Raw genomic sequence first — 17,365 nt, forward strand, 5'->3', positions numbered from 1 at the left:
CTATCCCAACAAGCAAAATGCCCGCGCTCTCTATGGGAAGCGCGGGCATTTCTCGCAAACGGGTACTCGTTTGCTGTGCTTGCTATGTAGTTGTTTTTATCCGTAAACGCCTGTTTCTCTCGCTTTGGGCTTTCTGTCTGCGGCGTATCTTTGCCGCGCAATCGGGGCAGTATTTCGCCCGGTTGCTGCCCGCCGCAAACGTGCTGCCGCATACCGCGCAACGCTTCAAATCGGTTTCCCCGCTGCGGGTGATCTGTTCGCAAAGCTGCCTGTCGGCGGGTAATACCGCTTCGCGGAAATAGCGGCATAGCAGCGAATAGCTGATACTCTGCACACAAACGCAAGTTTCCCCGTCGTCCAGCAGCAGACAATTCCCGCAATCGTTGTTTGCACAAGCGGCGCGGGTCATTTTCTTTACGGCGCGGTATTGCTTTTCATCAAGCCTTATCATTTTCGGTTCTGCTCGACGCGGAAGTTTACATACTTGCCGCCTGTGTCGGCAAGCAGCACAACTCCGTCAAAGGTCTTTCCCGTCTTGGTCGAGTACATACCTTTGATTTTTACCTTTCCGTCTTTCAAAAGGGCGGCGGCAATCGCCTTTGTGAAAGCCTTTTTGCGCTGCTCAAAAAAGCGGTCATTCTTCCACATCACAAAGCTGCAAGCCCTGTCGGAGCAGTAAAAGTTTTTCTTGCCCTCGTAAACCGCCGCGCCGCAACGGGGGCAAGTGCCGATTGCTTCCCGCTGCGGGGTAAACAGCTTCGCTTTATCCTCGGAAATCGCGGAATAGGTCTTGACAAGCCCCGCTGTCATTTCCTCAATCCCGCGCATGAAGTCGGCGGGGCTGTCGCTGCCCTTTGCAATCCCGGTAAGGCGCGTTTCCCATTCTGCCGTAAGCTGCGGGGACGTAAGGCTGTCGGGCAGAATAGCGACAAGGTTATACCCGTCCTTTGTGGGGATTAGCTTTTTGCCCTTGCGCTCGGCAAAGCCCGCGCTAATGAGTTTTTCAATGATACCCGCCCGCGTCGCGGTGGTGCCTAACCCTTTGCGCTCCGCGTCCTCCGGCGTGTCCTCCTTTCCCGCACTCTCCATAGCCGAAAGTAACGTATCTTCGGTAAATGCCTTTGGGGGCTGCGTGTAACGTTCGGAGATCTCCGCTGCCGGATTGTCAAAGGTCTGCCCCTCGGCAAGCGGGGGTAAAACCGCTTCCGGCTCTGCGTCCTCGTCCTGTTCCCCGGACGCGGCGCGGGATAGTCTTTCAATCTCGCGCCAACCCTCGCAAAGCGTCGTCCTGCCCTTTGCGGTAAAGGTATAGCCGCCGCAAGTGAAAACCGCCGTAACCGCTTCATACTCATAGGGCGCGGCAACGGCGCAAAGCAGTTTTGCGCACACAAGGGTCATTAGCTTTTTCTCACTTTCGGCAAGGGAAGAAAAGCCCGTTTTCACAAACTCCGCTGTCGGCAAAATGGCGTGATGGTCGGTTACTTTGCTGTTGTCGCAAATCCTCGCAAGGTCGGCTTGCAGCTTCACGCCCTGCATAAAGGGGAGAGCAGCGCAAAGGCCGGTGATAAGTTCCTTTGTGCTGCCCTCCATATCGGAAGTGATATATTTGCTGTCGGTGCGGGGATAGGTCAAAAGCCGTTTTTCATAAAGGGCTTGCGCATAGTCAAGGGTCTGTTTCGCCGTAAACCCATACAAACGGTTTGCTTCCCGCTGCAAGGCGGTGAGGTCAAACAGTTTCGGCGGGGCTGCGGTCTTTTTCTCTTTTTTAAGGGAAGTACAAACGGCCTGCGATTTCTCGCAAGCCGCTTTCATCTGCCGCGCCGCCGCTTCGTCGTCCTGCCTTTCGGAAAGGGCGGCAACGCCGCCAACGTCCAGCCGGACGACATGATATTTCTCTTTCTTAAAGCTGCTGATTGCATAGTCGCGGTTTACCAGCATAGCAAGGGTGGGCGTTTGCACTCTGCCGACATTCAATGTTTTATGGTAGAGGATAGAGAAAAGGCGGGTCGCGTTAATGCCAATGAGCCAATCGGCCTTTGCTCTGCAAAGCGCGGATTGATAGAGGTTGTCATAGCCGCGCCCGTCTTTGAGATTTGAAAAGCCCTCGCGGATTGCACTTGCTTCCATGCTGCTAATCCAAAGGCGGGAAAAGGGCTTTTTGCAATTCGCCTGTTCATAGACAAAGCGGAAAATGAGTTCCCCCTCGCGCCCGCTGTCGCAAGCATTGATAATCTCGGTAACGTCGCTGCGGTGCATAAGGTCTTTGAGAATGGAAAACTGCTGCTCCTTGCCGCTGGCAACAATAAACTGCCACTCCTGCGGGACAATGGGAAGATCGTCGTACTTCCATTTACGGAATTGTTCATTGTAGGTCGCCGCGTCTGCAAGGCTAATCAAATGCCCGATACACCACGACACAAGGTAGCCGCCGCCCTCAAAATATCCGCTGCGCTTTTCATTCGCGCCCATAACGGCGGCAATCGCCGCCCCGACGCTCGGTTTTTCTGCAATTACAAGTTTCATAGATTATCGTCCTCCTGCTCGGTCTGTTCGGTTTCGACTACTTCCGTTTCCTCGTCGTCCTCGTCAAAATCAAGGTCGTCAAGGCTGCTGCTGCCTTTCGCCGCGTCCTTTTTGGGCTTCAAAATCTTAAAGTAGTAGAACGCGCCGCCGCCCGCTGCGGCAACAAGCAGCACGACAAGCAGAATACCCATGCCGCCGCCTTTTTCTTCTTCCGGCGGCTGCTCGGTTTCTTCCGGCTCCGGCTCGGCTTCCACACCCGCGCACTCGCTCATGTTGACGCTGCAAACCGGGCAAGCGGTGTTGACGCTTCCGGCAACGCATTTATCGGTGCAGCTACAAACGGGGGCTTCGGTCTGCCCGTCCTCCATAAGGGCGGTTAAATCCGCTTCGTCCACTTGGTTAAGGAAATGGACGGTATTTTCCCCGTCCTCGGCGCGGTCAATGATGATGTAAAAATAGTTGCCACTTTTGGTAACGACGGTGATAAACTGCTTGTCGCCGGACGCTTCACCCGTTATATCGTCCACAAGGGACATATTCCCGTCCGGGGTAAGGGGCTGCGGCTCATAGCCGCCCGTCGTTTCTTCCGGCTCGGTTTCCGGCGCGGGGGTTTCCTCGGTTACGGGGGTAGGCGTGTCGTCGCTTTCATCGCCACCGCCCGCATAAGCGGTAACAGAAAAGCCGCACATGATAACCAGTGCGGCAAGCAATACGGTAAACTTTCGGATTATCTTTTTATTCTTCATTGTCGTTGTCCTCCTGTTCGGCGGGGTAAGTGGCTTCCGGCTGCGGCAAGGTGATTTCGCCGCTGGCGTAAGCGGAGAGGAACGCGGCAAGCTGCGTCCCGTCAAGGTGTACCGCCTTTACCATTTGCACGATCTGCGCGTTTTCTTCCTCGACTTTCTGCGCTTCAAGGTCTTTCAGCTTCTTTTGCTGTTCAAGGATTTTTGCCCTCGTTTTCTCAATATCCCTTTCGATACGGTCAAGTTTCGTGTTCGCCATAGTCATTTACTCCTTTCCAAACTGTTCTTTCCATGAATAGCTGCGCCCCAATCCCTTAACGGTTTTAAGATAGGGCATAGCGTTTTCTTCCAAAGTCGCCGCCCGGTTAAATAGATCGGGATAGTGTTCTTTGAGATATAAAATCTCTTGTTTCTTCATGCTCGGACAAAAGAAACAGGACGATTTACCCGGCTGCGGCAATCCTGCCGCTTTGATTTCCCGGATACAATCGTCCCTGTTCCAGCCCCATTCTTCAATGAGGGGGTAGCGGTTATGATATTTTTTGTCGGCTTCGTTGTACTTGCGGGAATGTTCATACCGTTTCACTTCTCCCGCGTCATAGCCGATATAGCGGTTGACTTTCTCGCCGCGCTGCCATACTTCGCGGCAAGGCGCATAGTGGTTGCAAAACTTTTCCTGCGGTGCGATTTTGTGTTTCTGCGAACAACGCTTATGCCCGTAGGCAATCGACGGGAGCGTATGAGAGCGCAAGCACTCGGTTTCAAGAGATAGGCGGTTGCCGTAGCGGTCAACATACTGCACAACGGTAATCTGCGGCATACCGTGTTCCGCAAGCCATTGATTGATTATCTCGATAAATTGATAGGTATGCGGGTGTTCCGCGCCCGTATCGGCAAAGGTGATAAGGTCAATCGGGATTTTGTGCTTGTATAGGCCAATAAGTAAGGCGGCACTATTCGTGCCGCCGCCAAAAGATACAATATTCATTTTTCAACTCCTTTTAATTGTAATTTAACCGCCCGTAGGCGTAAAAGTGGGATTGCCAATAGCTGGTGTCCAGCTTTGAATACTGGATAGGGTCGCCACAATGCAGCATGACGGGGCTTCCGTCCCCGTCCTCGCCCACATAAATCCCCACATGGGAAACGCCGGGGGTGTCGTATGTACCCGTAAAGAACACCAAATCCCCCGGCTGCGGGTTAGAAACAGGGGTTGAGATGTTGTAAAGCCCTTGCGCCCCAAGTCTGCCCGTATTGTATAGGCCGCTGTTCGTCAACACATAACTCACAAAGCCGCTGCAATCAAAAGAGGTTTCCGGGGTGCTGCCGCCCCACACATAGGGAAAACCGACGTATTTATCTGCTTCCTCCATGAGCCGCGCAAACTTTTCATCGGAACCCAGCAGCGCGGCGGGTACTTCATAATCGGCGGGCGGGTTTTCATAGTATTTAGACACATAGCCGGATTGCGGGAAAAGGTCGGGTCTGTTTCCCAGCGACGACATATACATAGCGTACATGGATAGCTGTTCTTCGCCCATGATGTAAACGGGGACATGGGAGAGGTTGAAGTTTTCCAAATCCACATGAAGAATGTAATAGTTATAGGGGACTTCAACCGTATAGGGGTTGCCCTCGCTGTCCGTCCTTGTTTCGGTGCGGTAGCGTACCTGTACTTCTTCCTCGACCGTCAAGATATACTGTTTCTCAAAGAGCATTTCAAGGGTGCTTTGCACTTCATCGAGTGTAAACACGCCCTCATGCCACGCGGAAAGGATAGAAATTAGCACATAGGGGTCATGCTCGATCTCGTCCGCGTTTACCCGGTATTCGTCATAGCCGGGGTATTCGCTTTCGATATTGTCCAGCATATCTTGTAACTCGGCTTCCATAGCGGCATACGCGCTTTCCGCGCCCGTTATATCCGCGTCCTCGGAGAGATAGGACGACGCAATCAAGCCGCTGCCGCTGTTGCCGCCAAAGAGGGAGCAAGAGGACAGCCCGCCGAAAAGCAGCAGCACGATAAAGGCAATCCCGCCCACAATCAAGCAGCCTTTCCAATGCCGGACAACAAAGAACGTCGCCCGTTTGGTTTCCTGCGCGGTTTTCTTCGCCGCCTTTGCGGTGGCTTCAGCGGTTTTTTTCGCTTTGCCGCCCGCTTTCAGCGTTTTTGCATACTGCTTTTTAATGCGCTGCTTCTGCCAAAAACGGGAAATGGGGTTGGAGTGCGCAAGCGCGGGGTTATCGTGCAACGCCTTTTGATAGAGAAAATCTGCGTTTGCCTTTACCGCTTGTTTTTCCGCTGCCGCCGCTGCCCGGTAGGGTTTCAGCTTATGGCGGCGTATGCCGCCCTTAACTGCCCGCGCCGCCATGCCGCCCGCTTTCTCTCCGGCAAGTTCTACCCGGTGCCCGCTTTCCACACCGACGTTTTCTTTCTCTACCTCGTAGATTTTCCCATGTACGGTACTGTTTAACTCCTGTGCCGGACGGGATAAGGGGTTATGCCGCAACTTGCCGTTTGGGGGCTTATCCGTCTTTTCAAAGGAAAGGCGCGTCTTTGCCTTGCCTTTCGCTTCGTCAAAAACGCGCTCTTTCTTGATTTTGGTCTGCTTGGGGATAGCCGCCCGCGCTGCGTCTAAACAGTCTGCCGCCTTATCCGATTTCTTGATCGCTTTTTGAAGTTCCGGCGTTGCCCGTTCCGCTTCGGAAAACTGCAAGCGGGAAGAATGGGTTTTAGGCTGCGTCGCGTCAAGGGCTTTTTTCTCCGCGCCTTTTGCTGCGTGTCGCTCAATCTCTGCGCCGATATGCTGCACAACCTTTTCCGCTGCCACCCCTGCGGGGGCTGAATAGTTTTCTTCCTGCGGCCTTTCGCTGATACTGGACGTTTCGCCCGTCGTGAGGTTTTCCGCAACCGCACCGTCGCGGGTCATTTTTTGCGTTACCTTGTCGGGGGCTTTCAGTTCCTTGCTCAATCTTCATCACCTCCAATCCGCTGTTTTGCAAGTTCGCAATAGTCGGGGTTTAACTCAATGCCGATATAGCGGCGGTTAAGCCGTTTTGCTACCATGCCCGTCGTGCCGCTGCCGAAAAAGGGGTCAAGGACAATCCCGCCGATGGGACAGCCCGCCAAAATGCACGTTTCCGCAAGTTTCGGCGGGAACGCTGCGAAATGCCCGCCATGATAGCCGACATTGTTAATCTGCCAAACGTTGCGGCGGCTGCGGACGGGAGAAATCAACTCGTCGGCGTATGCGCCCTTTTCGCGGGGGCGGTTGATTTTCTGCGGTTGGTTTTGCCCCGGAACAGTAACGTTATACTTATTTCCTTTGCTAACTCCGCTTTTCAGCCGCCCCGCCGTTGTGGGGGCTATCGGCTCGGCTACTGCTTGCCAATCGTAATAATACTTCTTTGACTTGGTAAGCAGAAACACATATTCATAGCAGCGGGTCGGCCTGTCCCGCGTGCTTTCCGGCATGGGGTTTGTTTTGTGCCAAATGATAGAACTGCGCAAATACCAACCGTCGCCCCGCAAGGCGAGGGCTACAAGCCACGGAATACCAATTAAATCTTTGGGCTTGCAGCCGGGGGCGCGGTGGTTAAACGCCACTTGCTGCCCGTTCCTGCCTTTGGGGTATTTGGGGTCTTGGTGGTCGGCTTTGCTGCCTGTGCCGCAATAAGTGTCCGCGATATTCAGCCAACAAGTACCCTCCGGCGTAAGCACCCGCTTTACCTCATGGAATACCGCCGTAATACGGGAAACATATTCCTCCGGCGTTGCTTCCCGTCCGATCTGCCCGTCTGCGCCGTAGTCCCGCAAGGCATAGTAGGGTGGGGACGTTACGCAACAATCAACTGCATTTTCCGGCAAGGTTTGAAGCACCTGCAAGCTGTCGCCGCAATAGATTTTGTCCATTTCTATCCTCATGCCGACACCTCGCCGGGTTTGGTCGTCATTACACGATAGAGTTCCGTATCTTGCGGGAAACGGTCAATAAAGGGCAAAATCACGTTGCCATAGAAGATAAGCCCCTCGCCCGCGTCGGAATGGGTTACATAGGTCATTTGCTGCTGCGAAATGTTAAGCTGCTTTGCAAGGATTTCCCTGTCGCCCTGGGCTTGGTTGAGCATATACACAAAATCGCTGTTTTCAAAAATGTTCTCCACCTCGCGGGACGATAACAAATCTTTCACGTTTTGGGTGATACCTGTCGGAATACCGCCCCATTTTCTAAAACGCTTCCAAATCTCAACGCTGTACGCTGCGGTCTGTTCCTCTTTGAGCAGCAAATGAAACTCGTCGATATAGTACCGCGTCGCCTTGCCTTCGCTGCGGTTTATGGTAACTCTGTTCCAAACTTGATCTTGGACAATGAGCATACCGAGTTTTCGTAGCTGGGTGCCGAGTTCTTTAATATCAAAGCAGACAAGGCGGTTGTGAATGTCAACGTTTGTTTGGTGGTTAAACACGTTCAAACTGCCATTTACATAGAGTTCCAATGCCGACGCGATACGCTGCGCTTCCTTTTCCGGCTGCTTCTTGATTTCATTGTAGAGGTCGCCCAAAATCGGCATATTCTCCGGCTTCGGGTCTGCAAGGTAGCTGCGGTACACGCTGATAACGGCGCGGTCAATCAAAGTCTTTTCAACCGCTTCCAGCCCGTTTTTGCCGCCCATAATCAACTCGCAAAAGGAAAGGATAAAATCGCTCTTTAAGGCTATGGGCGTGTCGCCCTCGCTGTAATTGAGGTTTATATCCATCGGGTTAATGTACTGCGTGCTGTTCTGCGAAACCTTGATAACCTGCCCTTTCAGCCGTTCCACAAGGGGGTAATATTCCGCTTCCGGGTCGCAAATGATAATATCGTCTGCGGTAATGAGAAAAGCGTTGGTGATCTCGCGCTTTGCCGAAAAACTCTTGCCGCTGCCGGGTGTGCCGAGTATCAAGCCGTTAGGGTTCTTCAGCCTTTTCCTGTCGCACAAAATCATGTTATTCGATAATGCGTTTAAGCCGTAATACAACGCTTCGCCGCTTTGGAACAGCTCTTGTACCGTAAAGGGGACGAAAATGGCGGTGCTGGAAGTCGTCAAGCCCCGCTGGATTTGGATTAGGTTTTCGCCCAATGGGATAGAGGACATAAGCCCCTGTTCCTGCCGGTAGTCAAGGCGGGTGAGCATACAGTTGTATTTCTGTGCGATACTTGCGGCCTGAAATACGTCGTTGTCCAATTTCTGCTTTGTGTCTGCCACATTCAAAACTAACAGCGTAAGCAAAAACATTCGCTCGTTCCGGCTCTGCAAATCCCGCAAAAGGTTTTTCGCTTCGCCGCCGTAGGTGGCAAGGTCGGACGGAATTATATCCATATCGTAGCCGCTGCGGATTGCCTTTTTCTGTTCCTCGATTTTCATACGGTCAAGGTCGGTGATTTTCCGCTTGATCGTCTTGATCGCTTCGTTGTGGTCGATACTCTGAATGTGCAGATTGACGACAATCCCGTTTTCCGCTTCCATGAAGTCGGCAAGCATACGGTCTGAAAGTTCCGGCGCGGCAATCTGCAAAAAGGAAACCGCGCCAAACTTCCCGCCCATTTGAAACATTCGCCCGTCGCCAAAACGGAAAGAGGACGGGGCAATAAAGTCTTTGACGGAAAGGCCGCTTACGGGTAGCCATTCCCACGCAAAGTTGAAGCGTTCCCCGTCCGGGTGGAAAAGCCCATGCAGCACTTCAAGCCGCTGCTTCCCGTCCAATACCCGCGCCGCCGCGCCGATCACCTTAAAATGGTTGAGGGTGTCCGTTTCGATACGGGCAAGCCGCGCCCGCGCCGATTTAATATCTTTTGCTTCAATGGTAAAGGTGAGAAACTTTGTCTTGATAAGCCCGTTGTTGCCGCGTTCAAGCTGTGTTTGCAGCATTTCGGTGTATTCGGCTCTGATACTGTCAAAGTCGTCATTCTGTGGGGCAATCGTGATACTGCTCTTGAAATCCTCCTTGTTCGCATGGCGGCTGATTAAGGAAAGCTGCACACTGATAGAAGCGTCAAAAGAGTTATACATATCGCAAAGGGCTTCAAAAATGGCGGTCTTGTCGTCCGGCTGCGCAAGCTGATAGTTAATATCTTCAAACTCAATGCACTTGGAATACCGCCCGTTTGCAAGGCGGCAAATCCCGTCCTTATACATTCGTTCAAACGGTATGCTGTCCTGCGCCGTATGGGGCTTCCCGTCGCCCTTTGACTGCCGGATAAGCGCGTCGATCTGTTTCTTTTCCTGCCGCGTAAGTTTACGCTTTTTGTTTTGGGTCTTTCCCTTTTCCTTTGACAATCGCCCGTACCTCCTTATCTAATCGCTCCTGCCGCGCAAGGGCGGTATAAAAATTGTTGGTCTGATAAGGTCGCTCTTTGGGGCGAAGAAACTTCACTTCCACAAATTGCCGTATAATCACTTCCAGCGGTTGCCCGTTCTTCTCGTACATAGCGAGTAGGAACATGGGCAGCATGGCAAGCACCATGCACAAAGCCGCCGTTGTCGTTCCCGCGCTGTCCTTTGTCAAAAAGAATAGCGGTAGCCCGATAGCCACCGCCGCGCCGAAACAGAGTAATTGTCTTTTGGTAAGGTTGAACATTACCTTGCTCTTGATTTTGGTTAAATCCTTTGGGACGGTTACATACGCCATTTCAAACCTCCTTTCCGGCAAACCGTATGTCGCTTTTGATTTCATTTCCCCATACGTCCCAACCAGGGGTATGCTGCCTTGCAAACAGTTCAATACGCGGTAGGTCGCCCATAAGGGCAAGTATCTTTTCCCGCGTTATATCCGGCTTTTTGCTGTGCTGCTCAACAGGGGAAATAATAAATTGATGTACCTTGTTTGATTGTCGCTTCGGGTGTCCTTTGGTAGCAAGCAAGCAGATTTCCGCATTTCCTCGCGTCCAAAAGCCCAAGCCATAAAACCAAGTGGGCGATTTCCGATTTTGCTTTAACCATACAAAGGCAACGGATTTATAGGTAAATCCCCAAGCCTTGATTAACTGCAACGCTTCTTTAAGCTGCGGGAACGTCGCCCATAGGAATAAAATACAGTCCTTATCCGCAATTTCTTTGACGGGTAAAGCGCAAAGTTCCTCAATACTCATAGTGGGATAGTGCTTTTCCGCTGCGCCCTGTACCTTGCTTCTCGCGTATCTCCAAGGGGGATCGGCGTAAATGATTTTGTATTTCTTCATCTGCACCCCCTTAATGCGCGCTGAATACGGATTTTGCAAGGCTTCCCGTTTTGAAAAGCGTAAAACACAAGAGGACGGTATAGCCCATGCAAGACCAGATCGCGCCGGATATGTCATCGGTTGCTGCGATTGTCTGTATCAAAACCGCATAAATACCGACGCACACAAGAATTAGAAAAGCCTGAAAACCGAGGGCAAGCAAGGATTTTAAGTAGTTCTGTCCCATGCCGCCCCATTCACGATTTACCATTGTCGCAACGGGGATAGGGGCGATACTCGTTACAAGGTATATTTCAATCATGCGCCCGTACACCACCAGCATGATACAGATAGACAACGCTTTCATGGTAAGCCCCACAAAGAGTGATTGAAACCATAGCCCCAAAAGCCCGCCGACGCTCATAGCGTCCAGCTTTGCTTCTATATCGGTGATAACGGTTGCAATATCTATGCTTGTGTCGGATATGATAACGCCCGCGCTGTCGTTGACGACGCTCTGTGTAATGTCAAATACGCCCATGACGATGTTCCAAGTATTTGTTACCAGCAGCACCGCAACAAAGGTTTTGAAAATCCACTTGAAGAAAATCCAAGTGTCGAGATCGTGCAGATTGTTTTTCTCAATTACAAGCTGGATTAGTTCGTAGCACATGACAAAGGTAATGATAACGCCCGCAATCGGCACAATGACGTTTTCCGATAGGCTGCGTATCATATTGAATATGCCCGCGTTCCACCCGGCGGGGGTTGTGCCGACTTGCGTTGCGATTTCTCCAACCTCTGTATTTACGCTGTCGAACAGCCCGGAGAGATTAGAGAGTATTCCGTCTGTCAAAATGCCGCGAAACCAATCTTCAATCATCTGCCATATCAAAAGCTAATCCCTCCTTTCCCGCGCCCTCCCGCGTGAAGCGGGAGAGCGCGGCGGGTAGTGTTAGTTTGTGGCATTATCCAAACAGGCCGGAGAGCAGCGGGACAAGGGTAAGGCCGATAAGGGCAACGCCGCCGCCCGCCATCAACTGTTTCATGCCCTGCGACTTCGCGCCGGGGTTATCGTTGCCGTACCCCTCCATGAGGTTAATGCCGCCCCAAATGCCAAGTCCTGCGCCAAGCGCGATTACCAAAGTCTGCAATACGTCAACTGCGCTGTTGAAAAAATCCATATAAACCTCGCTTTCTGCCGCTAAAACGGCTCAAAAAATGTTGTTGGAAATAAAAATGCCGCCGTTTTTATTCGGCGGCTGCGTCCTCGTCGGACAAATCTATTTCGTATATGTCAAAGGGTTCGTCGGGCTTTACGATTGCCGGACGGGTGGACATATACCGTTCAACGTCAAAAGCGTTTTTCTTGTCGAAGTCGGAAAGGTATTTGTAGTTCGGGTGCTGCGTTATATCGTACTTATCGCTGAAAAAGGGGCGCACGCCGCGCAACTGCAAAATACATTTTCCTCCGTCCATAACTGCGATTTCGTCCTGTGTCATCAACTCCTTTCCCAATTTCTGATAATTGAGGCCATGAGAAACCTGCGTGCCGCGATTTTCGGAAGTGTTGAAACTGTCGATTGTTTCACGTCCCAAGTTCTCCGAAATATCCTTTGCATTTTTCCCGCGCCCTCCCAAAAACAAGGTGCTGTCGGCATTGTCAAGTATGATTTCTGCCGCGTCCTTGTAAATGGCTTTTAGCTGGCTCTGCGATTGCAGAATGATAGAAGCCGAGATTTCCCGGCTGCGGATTGTGGCAATCAATTTTTCAAACTGCGGGATTTGTCCAATGTTTGCAAACTCGTCTAACAGGCAGCGAACATGAACCGGCAGCTTGCCGCCGTATTCGTCGTCGGCCTTGTCGCACAAGAGATTAAATAACTGCGATTGCAGCATAGCGATAACAAAATTAAACGTGCTGTCCGTATCGCTCATAATCAAAAACAAAGCTGTTTTTCTGTCGCCTAACGTGTCAAGTTCTAATTCGTCGTAGGACATAAGATCGCGCAATTCCTTTATATCAAAAGGAGCGAGCCTCGCACCGCAAGAAATGAGGATTGATTTTGCGGTTTTGCCCGCCGCCAATTTATATTTTCGGTACTGCTTCACCGCGAAATGGTCGGGGTCGCGTTCTTCCAAGTCGGCAAACAGCAAATCGACGGGGCTTTGATATTCCTCGTCGTCCTCGCGGGCTTCGCTGGCGTTGATAAGTTCCAACAGGGTAATAAAGTTCATTTCCTCGGCGGGGGCTTCGTACCAGATGTAGCCCACCAACGCGCAATACAAAAGCCGTTCTGCCTTTACCCAAAAATCCTCCGCGCTTTTTTCTCCCTCACCTTTGGTATTCGCTATCAACGTATTTACCAGCTTCAAAATATCTTTCTCGCTGCGGATATACACAAAGGGGTTGTAGTGCATAGATTTTTTGAAGTTAATCGTATTCAGTACCTTAATGCGGTAGCCCGCCCGTTGCAGCAGCTTCCCGCACTCAATCAAAACCGTACCTTTCGGGTCGGTTAAGACGTAAGAGGAATGAAGCTGCATTAGATTAGGTTTGACAAAAAATCTTGTTTTTCCGCTGCCGCTGCCGCCGATCACGACGACGTTCTTATTTCTCGCGTACTTCGGCTGCTTCGGGCGGCTGTTCATGGTAAGCCGTTCCGTCTGCGTCAAAATGATGTTGTTTTGGAAATCCGGGTCTATGTAGGGCTTTATATCTTCGGCGTTTCCCCATCGGGCAGAGCCGTACTCCGCGCCCTTGCGGTATTTCTTCGCGTTTTTCCCTTTGACATAGACTATCAAGCGGATAATCACCGCACCGACAATGCCGACAAGCAAATCCAACGGGTAAACGCTCGGCAAGGCGTTTTCAAAGGCTGCGGAAAATCCTTGTGTGATATTCAGTATCTTTGCAGAAATATCCGCGCCGGGGGCAAGCCGCACCGCCTGTCCGACTTTATCAAAGAGATAGACAAAGAACACATAGGGGATATTCGGAAGTATCAGCTTTTTGTAGTTGATCTGCTTCATATCTCGCGCCCCCTGTCCATTTTCTTTACCTTGTCGCGGGCGGCGTTAAGCTGCTTCGCCTTGTCCTTTGCAGCGGCAAGGGCTTTGCGGATAGAGGGCTTTTTCTCCCGGTTCAGCTTCTTTGCGGAAAACTCTTGAAACGCTGCGGTCATAACGTCCGCGTCCCGGCCTTTGAAAAACACAAGGTAACGGGTCTGCTCGCCCTTAACCTTTTTTAGCGAAAAATCTATGTTGTATTTCTTCGCCGTACTCTCAAAGGCTTTAATATTGCTGTCGGTGATCTCGATGTTGGAAACACCCGCGTTCTGCTTCATAAGCTGCCGCATGGTCTGTTTCCCATGCGCGGGTTTGCTTTTCTGCTCCAAAAACTTTTGGATTGCTTTCTGTAACGCCTGTTCGGTAAGCCGCGCCGCGCCTTTTCCCACTTTGACGTATAGGGCAATCGTTTTTTGGGTTACTTCCTCCTGCAAGGTATCAACTCCTTTCCCGGTAAAGTGCGGCTATGCTCATTCGCCGCCGTATAAGTCGTGATTGACAAGGGCGGTATAGTAGCTGTCAATGGTACTCGGCGCGTTGAACAGCACCGCTTTTAGATACTGCTTGATGTTGCGCACTTTGGTTGTGTTCTCCCTCATGCAATCCAAAACAAACTCAATATGGCTGCTGTTCAGCTTCAAAAACTTGGATTTCACCAATTCGGCGGGGTAGTCGTCCCCGGCAATACGGATTGTCTTTCGGGCTGTGCAGACGGTTTCCAGCATAAGGTCAACAATCTCGTCCAAACGGTCTTTGTCAATTTTGCAGTTTTGAATGAGATGGTCGTATTCGATATTGTCCTTGATAATCTCCCTGTAAATCTCTACTGCGCTATTGCTTTTCGCTTCCGTTCTTTTCCTTTCCGGCGGCGTAGCCGCTTCGCCATGCGCAAAGGGCAAGGGGTTTAGGGAATGGAAAGGAATGGAATCGGTACTTGATAAATCAGTAATTGATTGTTCTTTACTTAATATATCTTTATTTAATTGCGTTGGATTTTCCAACGTAGGTTTTTCCTGCGTAGGTTTTTCCAACGTTGGATTATCCAATGTTGGATTTTCCAATGTAGGTAAATCCAATATAGGCGGCTGTCCGCCGCTGGTAGCTGCTTCCGGCTCTCGCGGCTGCGGCTGCTCGTATATGACGTAATCTGCGCCCCGCAAGCGTCCCTTTTCGTCGCGCTCCCGGCTGCGCACGATATATCCGGCTTTTTCGAGTTCCTTTACCGCTTCGCGGATTGCGTCGATCTTCTCCCGGTTGATATGGGATAAGCCCGCAAGGGTATAATCCCAATCTTCGGGCAGCGAAAGCATTTGCGACAACAAGCCCTTTGCCTTTAAGGACAATTCCTTGTTTCGCAAGTGGTGGTTGCTCATAACGGTATATCCCGTATTTCGCTCCACTCTGAAAACTGCCATATTTCCTCACTTCCTCTCTTGGTATGCGTGGACAATTAGAAAGCCGTTTTCGGCTGTTTTGGTATTGCAATATGCCCTTTGCCGTTTTCGCGTCTGCAAAGCCGCATGGCACAAGGGCTTTTGCCCGTCTATTTGTCCATGCTGGCGTGCGTTTTCCGCGTCCTTTTGCCGGGGCAATAGGGACACTCTTTGAAAACGCAAAACTCATATTTCCACCCGGGGCGGTAGAAACGGCAAGTGCCGCAATCTTCATCATCTCCGGCACAACCGGATTGATAGCGGTCAAATCCCGGCTTCTGCTGCATGAGCAATTCAAACGCCCGCTGCTTGCCCTTTGTGAAATACATTCCGGCTGCACCTCCTTTCCTGCGGGCATAAAAAAACGGCGTTACTTTCTCCCCCAAAGGGGTTAAGGTAACGCCGTTTGTGTGCGTATTCAGTTTTTAACACATTCCCTGTCTATCCGCTGTCCGCAAAACCATTGATTTTATTAGCTTTTTGCCGCTATCGCTATCACACCTCATTATTCCAAAGACCCGGTTTTCAAGCCATGCTTGCGGACATTGAAGCCGGAAAAGTCGGCACCGTTATCGTCAAGGATATGTCACGGTTAGGGCGAAACTATCTGCAAGTGGGAATGTATACGGAAATGATTTTCCCACAGAAAGGCGTCCGCTTTATCGCTATCAATGACGGAGTGGACAGCGCACAGGGCGACAATGATTTTGCCCCTCTGCGGAACATTTTTAACGAATGGCTGGTGAGAGATACGAGCAAGAAAATCAAAGCAGTAAAACGGTCTAAGGGTATGAGCGGGAAGCCCGTCACGAGCAAACCCGTATACGGCTACTTTATGGACGAGGACGAAAATTTTATCATTGACGGGGAAGCCGCCCCTGTTGTGCGGCAGATTTACAGCTTGTGCCTTGCCGGGAACGGGCCGACCAAGATAGCCCGTATGCTCACAGAGCAGGAGATCCCCACGCCGGGAACGCTGGAATACCGTCGGACGGGAAGCACCCGCCGCTACCACCCCGGCTATGAGTGCAAGTGGGCGACCAATACCGTGGTACATATCCTTGAAAACAGGGAGTACACGGGCTGTCTGGTAAACTTCAAGACGGAGAAGCCGTCCTACAAGACCAAGCACAGCGTAGAGAACCCCATTGAGAAACAGGCGATTTTCGAGAACCACCATGAGCCTATCATTGACACCCAGATGTGGGAGCGTGTGCAGGAGTTACGCAAGCAGCGCAAACGCCCGAACCGCTATGATGAAGTGGGCTTATTCTCCGGCATACTCTTTTGTGCCGACTGCGGCAGCGTCCTTTACCAGCAGCGTTACCAGAACGCCACCCGCAAGCAGGATTGTTATATCTGCGGGAGCTACAAGAAGCGTACCCGTGACTGTACGGCGCACTTTATCCGCACCGACCTGTTGACCGCCGGAGTGACCGACAATCTGCGGAAAGTCACCAGCTATGCAGCGAAGCACGAAGCCCGGTTTATGAAGCTGCTGATCGAGCAGAACGAGGACGGGGGCAAGCGCAGGAACGCCGCAAGGAAAAAGGAGCTGGAAGCCGCCGAGAAGCGTATCAGCGAGTTATCCGCTATCTTCAAGCGGCTGTATGAGGACAGCGTGACCGGGCGCATTTCAGACGAGCGTTTCACGGAGCTGTCGGCAGACTATGAAGCCGAGCAGAAAGAACTGAAAGAGAGAGCCGCCGCTATCCGGGCAGAGCTTTCCAAAGCGCAGGAAGCCACGGTAAACGCAGAAAAGTTTATGAATGTTGTCCGCAAGTACACCAGCTTTGAAGAACTTACCCCTACCCTTTTGCGTGAGTTTGTGGAGAAAATCGTTGTGCATGAGTGCAGCTATGACGAGAACGGCACACGCAGACAGGACATTGATATTTATTACTCTTTCGTTGGCAAGGTAGACCTGCCCGAATGACCGCCCGACCTATCCGGCGCAATGCGCAAACGCCGGATAGGAACGGCAAAATTTTTTACACTTCTACTACTTCTTTATCACACATCAGCAAAGTCGCAGGGAATAAAGCAATTTATGGCAAAATAAGGACGGAATAACACAACATATTCTCTAAAACAAATTACTAAATCAATTTAAGATTGAACGAAATCAATATTTATGCTATAATTAAATAAATCTAATGAATAGAAAAAGAGGGATATTATGGCACTTAACTATAAACCATTATGGATACAGTTAGCAAAAAAAGGACTAAAGAAAACAGATGTAATAGCTATGGCAGGACTTACAACAAATGTTATGGCACAAATGGGCAAGGATAAACCAATTACATTCAAGAATTTAGAAAGAATATGTAAGGCTTTATCATGCACACCTAATGATATTATTAGTTTTGAAGATGATTTTAGTGACGAGGAATAG

The 17,365-nt window shown here is 50.9% G+C and carries 18 protein-coding genes; 2 read left to right on the plus strand and 16 right to left on the minus strand.

All coding sequences use genetic code 11. The features are described 5' to 3' along the window. Positions 1-82: 82 nt before the first annotated feature. The 16 genes from BBG48_RS06025 to BBG48_RS06100 all read right to left on the minus strand — a co-directional run bounded on the left by BBG48_RS06025 (position 83) and on the right by BBG48_RS06100 (position 15,254). A complete protein-coding gene (locus tag BBG48_RS06025) occupies positions 83-451 on the minus strand; it encodes a cysteine-rich VLP domain-containing protein (protein WP_002584962.1) in 369 nt (122 codons plus the stop codon). Then, entirely contained in the window at positions 448-2,523 is a 2,076-nt protein-coding gene (locus tag BBG48_RS06030; protein WP_002584963.1) for a type IA DNA topoisomerase, read from the minus strand. The genes BBG48_RS06025 and BBG48_RS06030 overlap by 4 nt, the downstream gene beginning before the upstream one ends. Then, a complete protein-coding gene (locus tag BBG48_RS06035; RefSeq protein ID WP_002584964.1) occupies positions 2,520-3,269 on the minus strand; it encodes a DUF4366 domain-containing protein in 750 nt (249 codons plus the stop codon). Before BBG48_RS06035 ends, BBG48_RS06030 begins: the two co-directional genes overlap by 4 nt. Continuing rightward, complete coding sequence (locus BBG48_RS06040) at positions 3,259-3,525, minus strand: DUF4315 family protein (RefSeq protein ID WP_002584965.1); 267 nt, start codon at positions 3,523-3,525, stop codon at positions 3,259-3,261. Before BBG48_RS06040 ends, BBG48_RS06035 begins: the two co-directional genes overlap by 11 nt. Positions 3,526-3,531: 6 nt before the next feature. Beyond that, entirely contained in the window at positions 3,532-4,254 is a 723-nt protein-coding gene (locus tag BBG48_RS06045; protein ID WP_002604475.1) for a phosphoadenosine phosphosulfate reductase domain-containing protein, read from the minus strand. Positions 4,255-4,267: 13 nt separating this feature from the next. Next, positions 4,268-6,238 carry a C40 family peptidase gene (locus tag BBG48_RS06050; protein ID WP_002604476.1) on the minus strand — a complete coding sequence of 657 codons (1,971 nt, stop codon included), beginning with the start codon at positions 6,236-6,238 and terminating at the stop codon, positions 4,268-4,270. Further along, the gene (locus BBG48_RS06055) at positions 6,235-7,191 is read right to left on the minus strand and encodes a DNA-methyltransferase (RefSeq protein WP_002604477.1); all 957 of its coding nucleotides are present in this window, start codon (positions 7,189-7,191) and stop codon (positions 6,235-6,237) included. Before BBG48_RS06055 ends, BBG48_RS06050 begins: the two co-directional genes overlap by 4 nt. Beyond that, positions 7,188-9,584, minus strand: a complete 2,397-nt coding sequence (locus tag BBG48_RS06060) for a VirB4-like conjugal transfer ATPase, CD1110 family (protein ID WP_002604478.1) — start codon at positions 9,582-9,584, stop codon at positions 7,188-7,190. Before BBG48_RS06060 ends, BBG48_RS06055 begins: the two co-directional genes overlap by 4 nt. Further along, positions 9,544-9,936: a PrgI family protein gene (locus BBG48_RS06065; RefSeq protein ID WP_002604479.1), complete on the minus strand. Its 393-nt coding sequence runs from the start codon at positions 9,934-9,936 to the stop codon at positions 9,544-9,546. Before BBG48_RS06065 ends, BBG48_RS06060 begins: the two co-directional genes overlap by 41 nt. Before the next feature lies 1 nt (position 9,937). Beyond that, a complete protein-coding gene (locus tag BBG48_RS06070; protein ID WP_002604480.1) occupies positions 9,938-10,486 on the minus strand; it encodes an MT-A70 family methyltransferase in 549 nt (182 codons plus the stop codon). A gap of 10 nt (positions 10,487-10,496) precedes the next feature. After that, the gene (locus tag BBG48_RS06075; RefSeq protein WP_002604481.1) at positions 10,497-11,360 is read right to left on the minus strand and encodes a VirB6/TrbL-like conjugal transfer protein, CD1112 family; all 864 of its coding nucleotides are present in this window, start codon (positions 11,358-11,360) and stop codon (positions 10,497-10,499) included. Between the two features lie 73 nt (positions 11,361-11,433). Continuing rightward, a complete protein-coding gene (locus BBG48_RS06080) occupies positions 11,434-11,649 on the minus strand; it encodes a Maff2 family mobile element protein (protein ID WP_002604482.1) in 216 nt (71 codons plus the stop codon). Between the two features lie 67 nt (positions 11,650-11,716). After that, positions 11,717-13,498, minus strand: coding sequence for a VirD4-like conjugal transfer protein, CD1115 family (locus tag BBG48_RS06085; RefSeq protein ID WP_002604483.1), 1,782 nt, complete (start codon positions 13,496-13,498; stop codon positions 11,717-11,719). Then, positions 13,495-13,968 (minus strand): PcfB family protein, encoded by a 474-nt coding sequence (locus tag BBG48_RS06090; RefSeq protein ID WP_002604484.1) that lies wholly within the window; start codon positions 13,966-13,968, stop codon positions 13,495-13,497. Before BBG48_RS06090 ends, BBG48_RS06085 begins: the two co-directional genes overlap by 4 nt. Positions 13,969-14,004: 36 nt before the next feature. After that, entirely contained in the window at positions 14,005-14,949 is a 945-nt protein-coding gene (locus tag BBG48_RS06095) for a DUF6017 domain-containing protein (RefSeq protein ID WP_002604485.1), read from the minus strand. Positions 14,950-15,077: 128 nt separating this feature from the next. Continuing rightward, complete coding sequence (locus BBG48_RS06100; protein WP_243446752.1) at positions 15,078-15,254, minus strand: hypothetical protein; 177 nt, start codon at positions 15,252-15,254, stop codon at positions 15,078-15,080. A gap of 119 nt (positions 15,255-15,373) precedes the next feature. Between BBG48_RS06100 and BBG48_RS06105 the strand changes: the two genes are divergently transcribed. Together BBG48_RS06105 and BBG48_RS06110 are read left to right on the plus strand one after the other, a co-directional pair. Beyond that, entirely contained in the window at positions 15,374-16,903 is a 1,530-nt protein-coding gene (locus BBG48_RS06105; protein ID WP_456297790.1) for a recombinase family protein, read from the plus strand. A 243-nt stretch (positions 16,904-17,146) separates the two neighbouring features. After that, positions 17,147-17,365 carry a helix-turn-helix domain-containing protein gene (locus BBG48_RS06110; protein WP_068914283.1) on the plus strand — a complete coding sequence of 73 codons (219 nt, stop codon included), beginning with the start codon at positions 17,147-17,149 and terminating at the stop codon, positions 17,363-17,365.

Origin of the sequence: Criibacterium bergeronii (assembly GCF_001693775.2) — a bacterium.
Lineage (GTDB): Bacteria > Bacillota > Clostridia > Peptostreptococcales > Filifactoraceae > Peptoanaerobacter > Peptoanaerobacter bergeronii.

Coding starts and splice junctions, on each gene's coding strand:
- BBG48_RS06030 (WP_002584963.1), bottom strand. CDS start 2,523: ATGAAACTTGTAATTGCAGAAAAACCGAGCGTCGGGGCGGCGATTGCC.
- BBG48_RS06055 (WP_002604477.1), bottom strand. CDS start 7,191: ATGAGGATAGAAATGGACAAAATCTATTGCGGCGACAGCTTGCAGGTG.
- BBG48_RS06035 (WP_002584964.1), bottom strand. CDS start 3,269: ATGAAGAATAAAAAGATAATCCGAAAGTTTACCGTATTGCTTGCCGCA.
- BBG48_RS06080 (WP_002604482.1), bottom strand. CDS start 11,649: ATGGATTTTTTCAACAGCGCAGTTGACGTATTGCAGACTTTGGTAATC.
- BBG48_RS06025 (WP_002584962.1), bottom strand. CDS start 451: ATGATAAGGCTTGATGAAAAGCAATACCGCGCCGTAAAGAAAATGACC.
- BBG48_RS06100 (WP_243446752.1), bottom strand. CDS start 15,254: ATGCAGCAGAAGCCGGGATTTGACCGCTATCAATCCGGTTGTGCCGGA.
- BBG48_RS06070 (WP_002604480.1), bottom strand. CDS start 10,486: ATGAAGAAATACAAAATCATTTACGCCGATCCCCCTTGGAGATACGCG.
- BBG48_RS06095 (WP_002604485.1), bottom strand. CDS start 14,949: ATGGCAGTTTTCAGAGTGGAGCGAAATACGGGATATACCGTTATGAGC.
- BBG48_RS06045 (WP_002604475.1), bottom strand. CDS start 4,254: ATGAATATTGTATCTTTTGGCGGCGGCACGAATAGTGCCGCCTTACTT.
- BBG48_RS06040 (WP_002584965.1), bottom strand. CDS start 3,525: ATGGCGAACACGAAACTTGACCGTATCGAAAGGGATATTGAGAAAACG.
- BBG48_RS06085 (WP_002604483.1), bottom strand. CDS start 13,498: ATGAAGCAGATCAACTACAAAAAGCTGATACTTCCGAATATCCCCTAT.
- BBG48_RS06110 (WP_068914283.1), top strand. CDS start 17,147: ATGGCACTTAACTATAAACCATTATGGATACAGTTAGCAAAAAAAGGA.
- BBG48_RS06065 (WP_002604479.1), bottom strand. CDS start 9,936: ATGGCGTATGTAACCGTCCCAAAGGATTTAACCAAAATCAAGAGCAAG.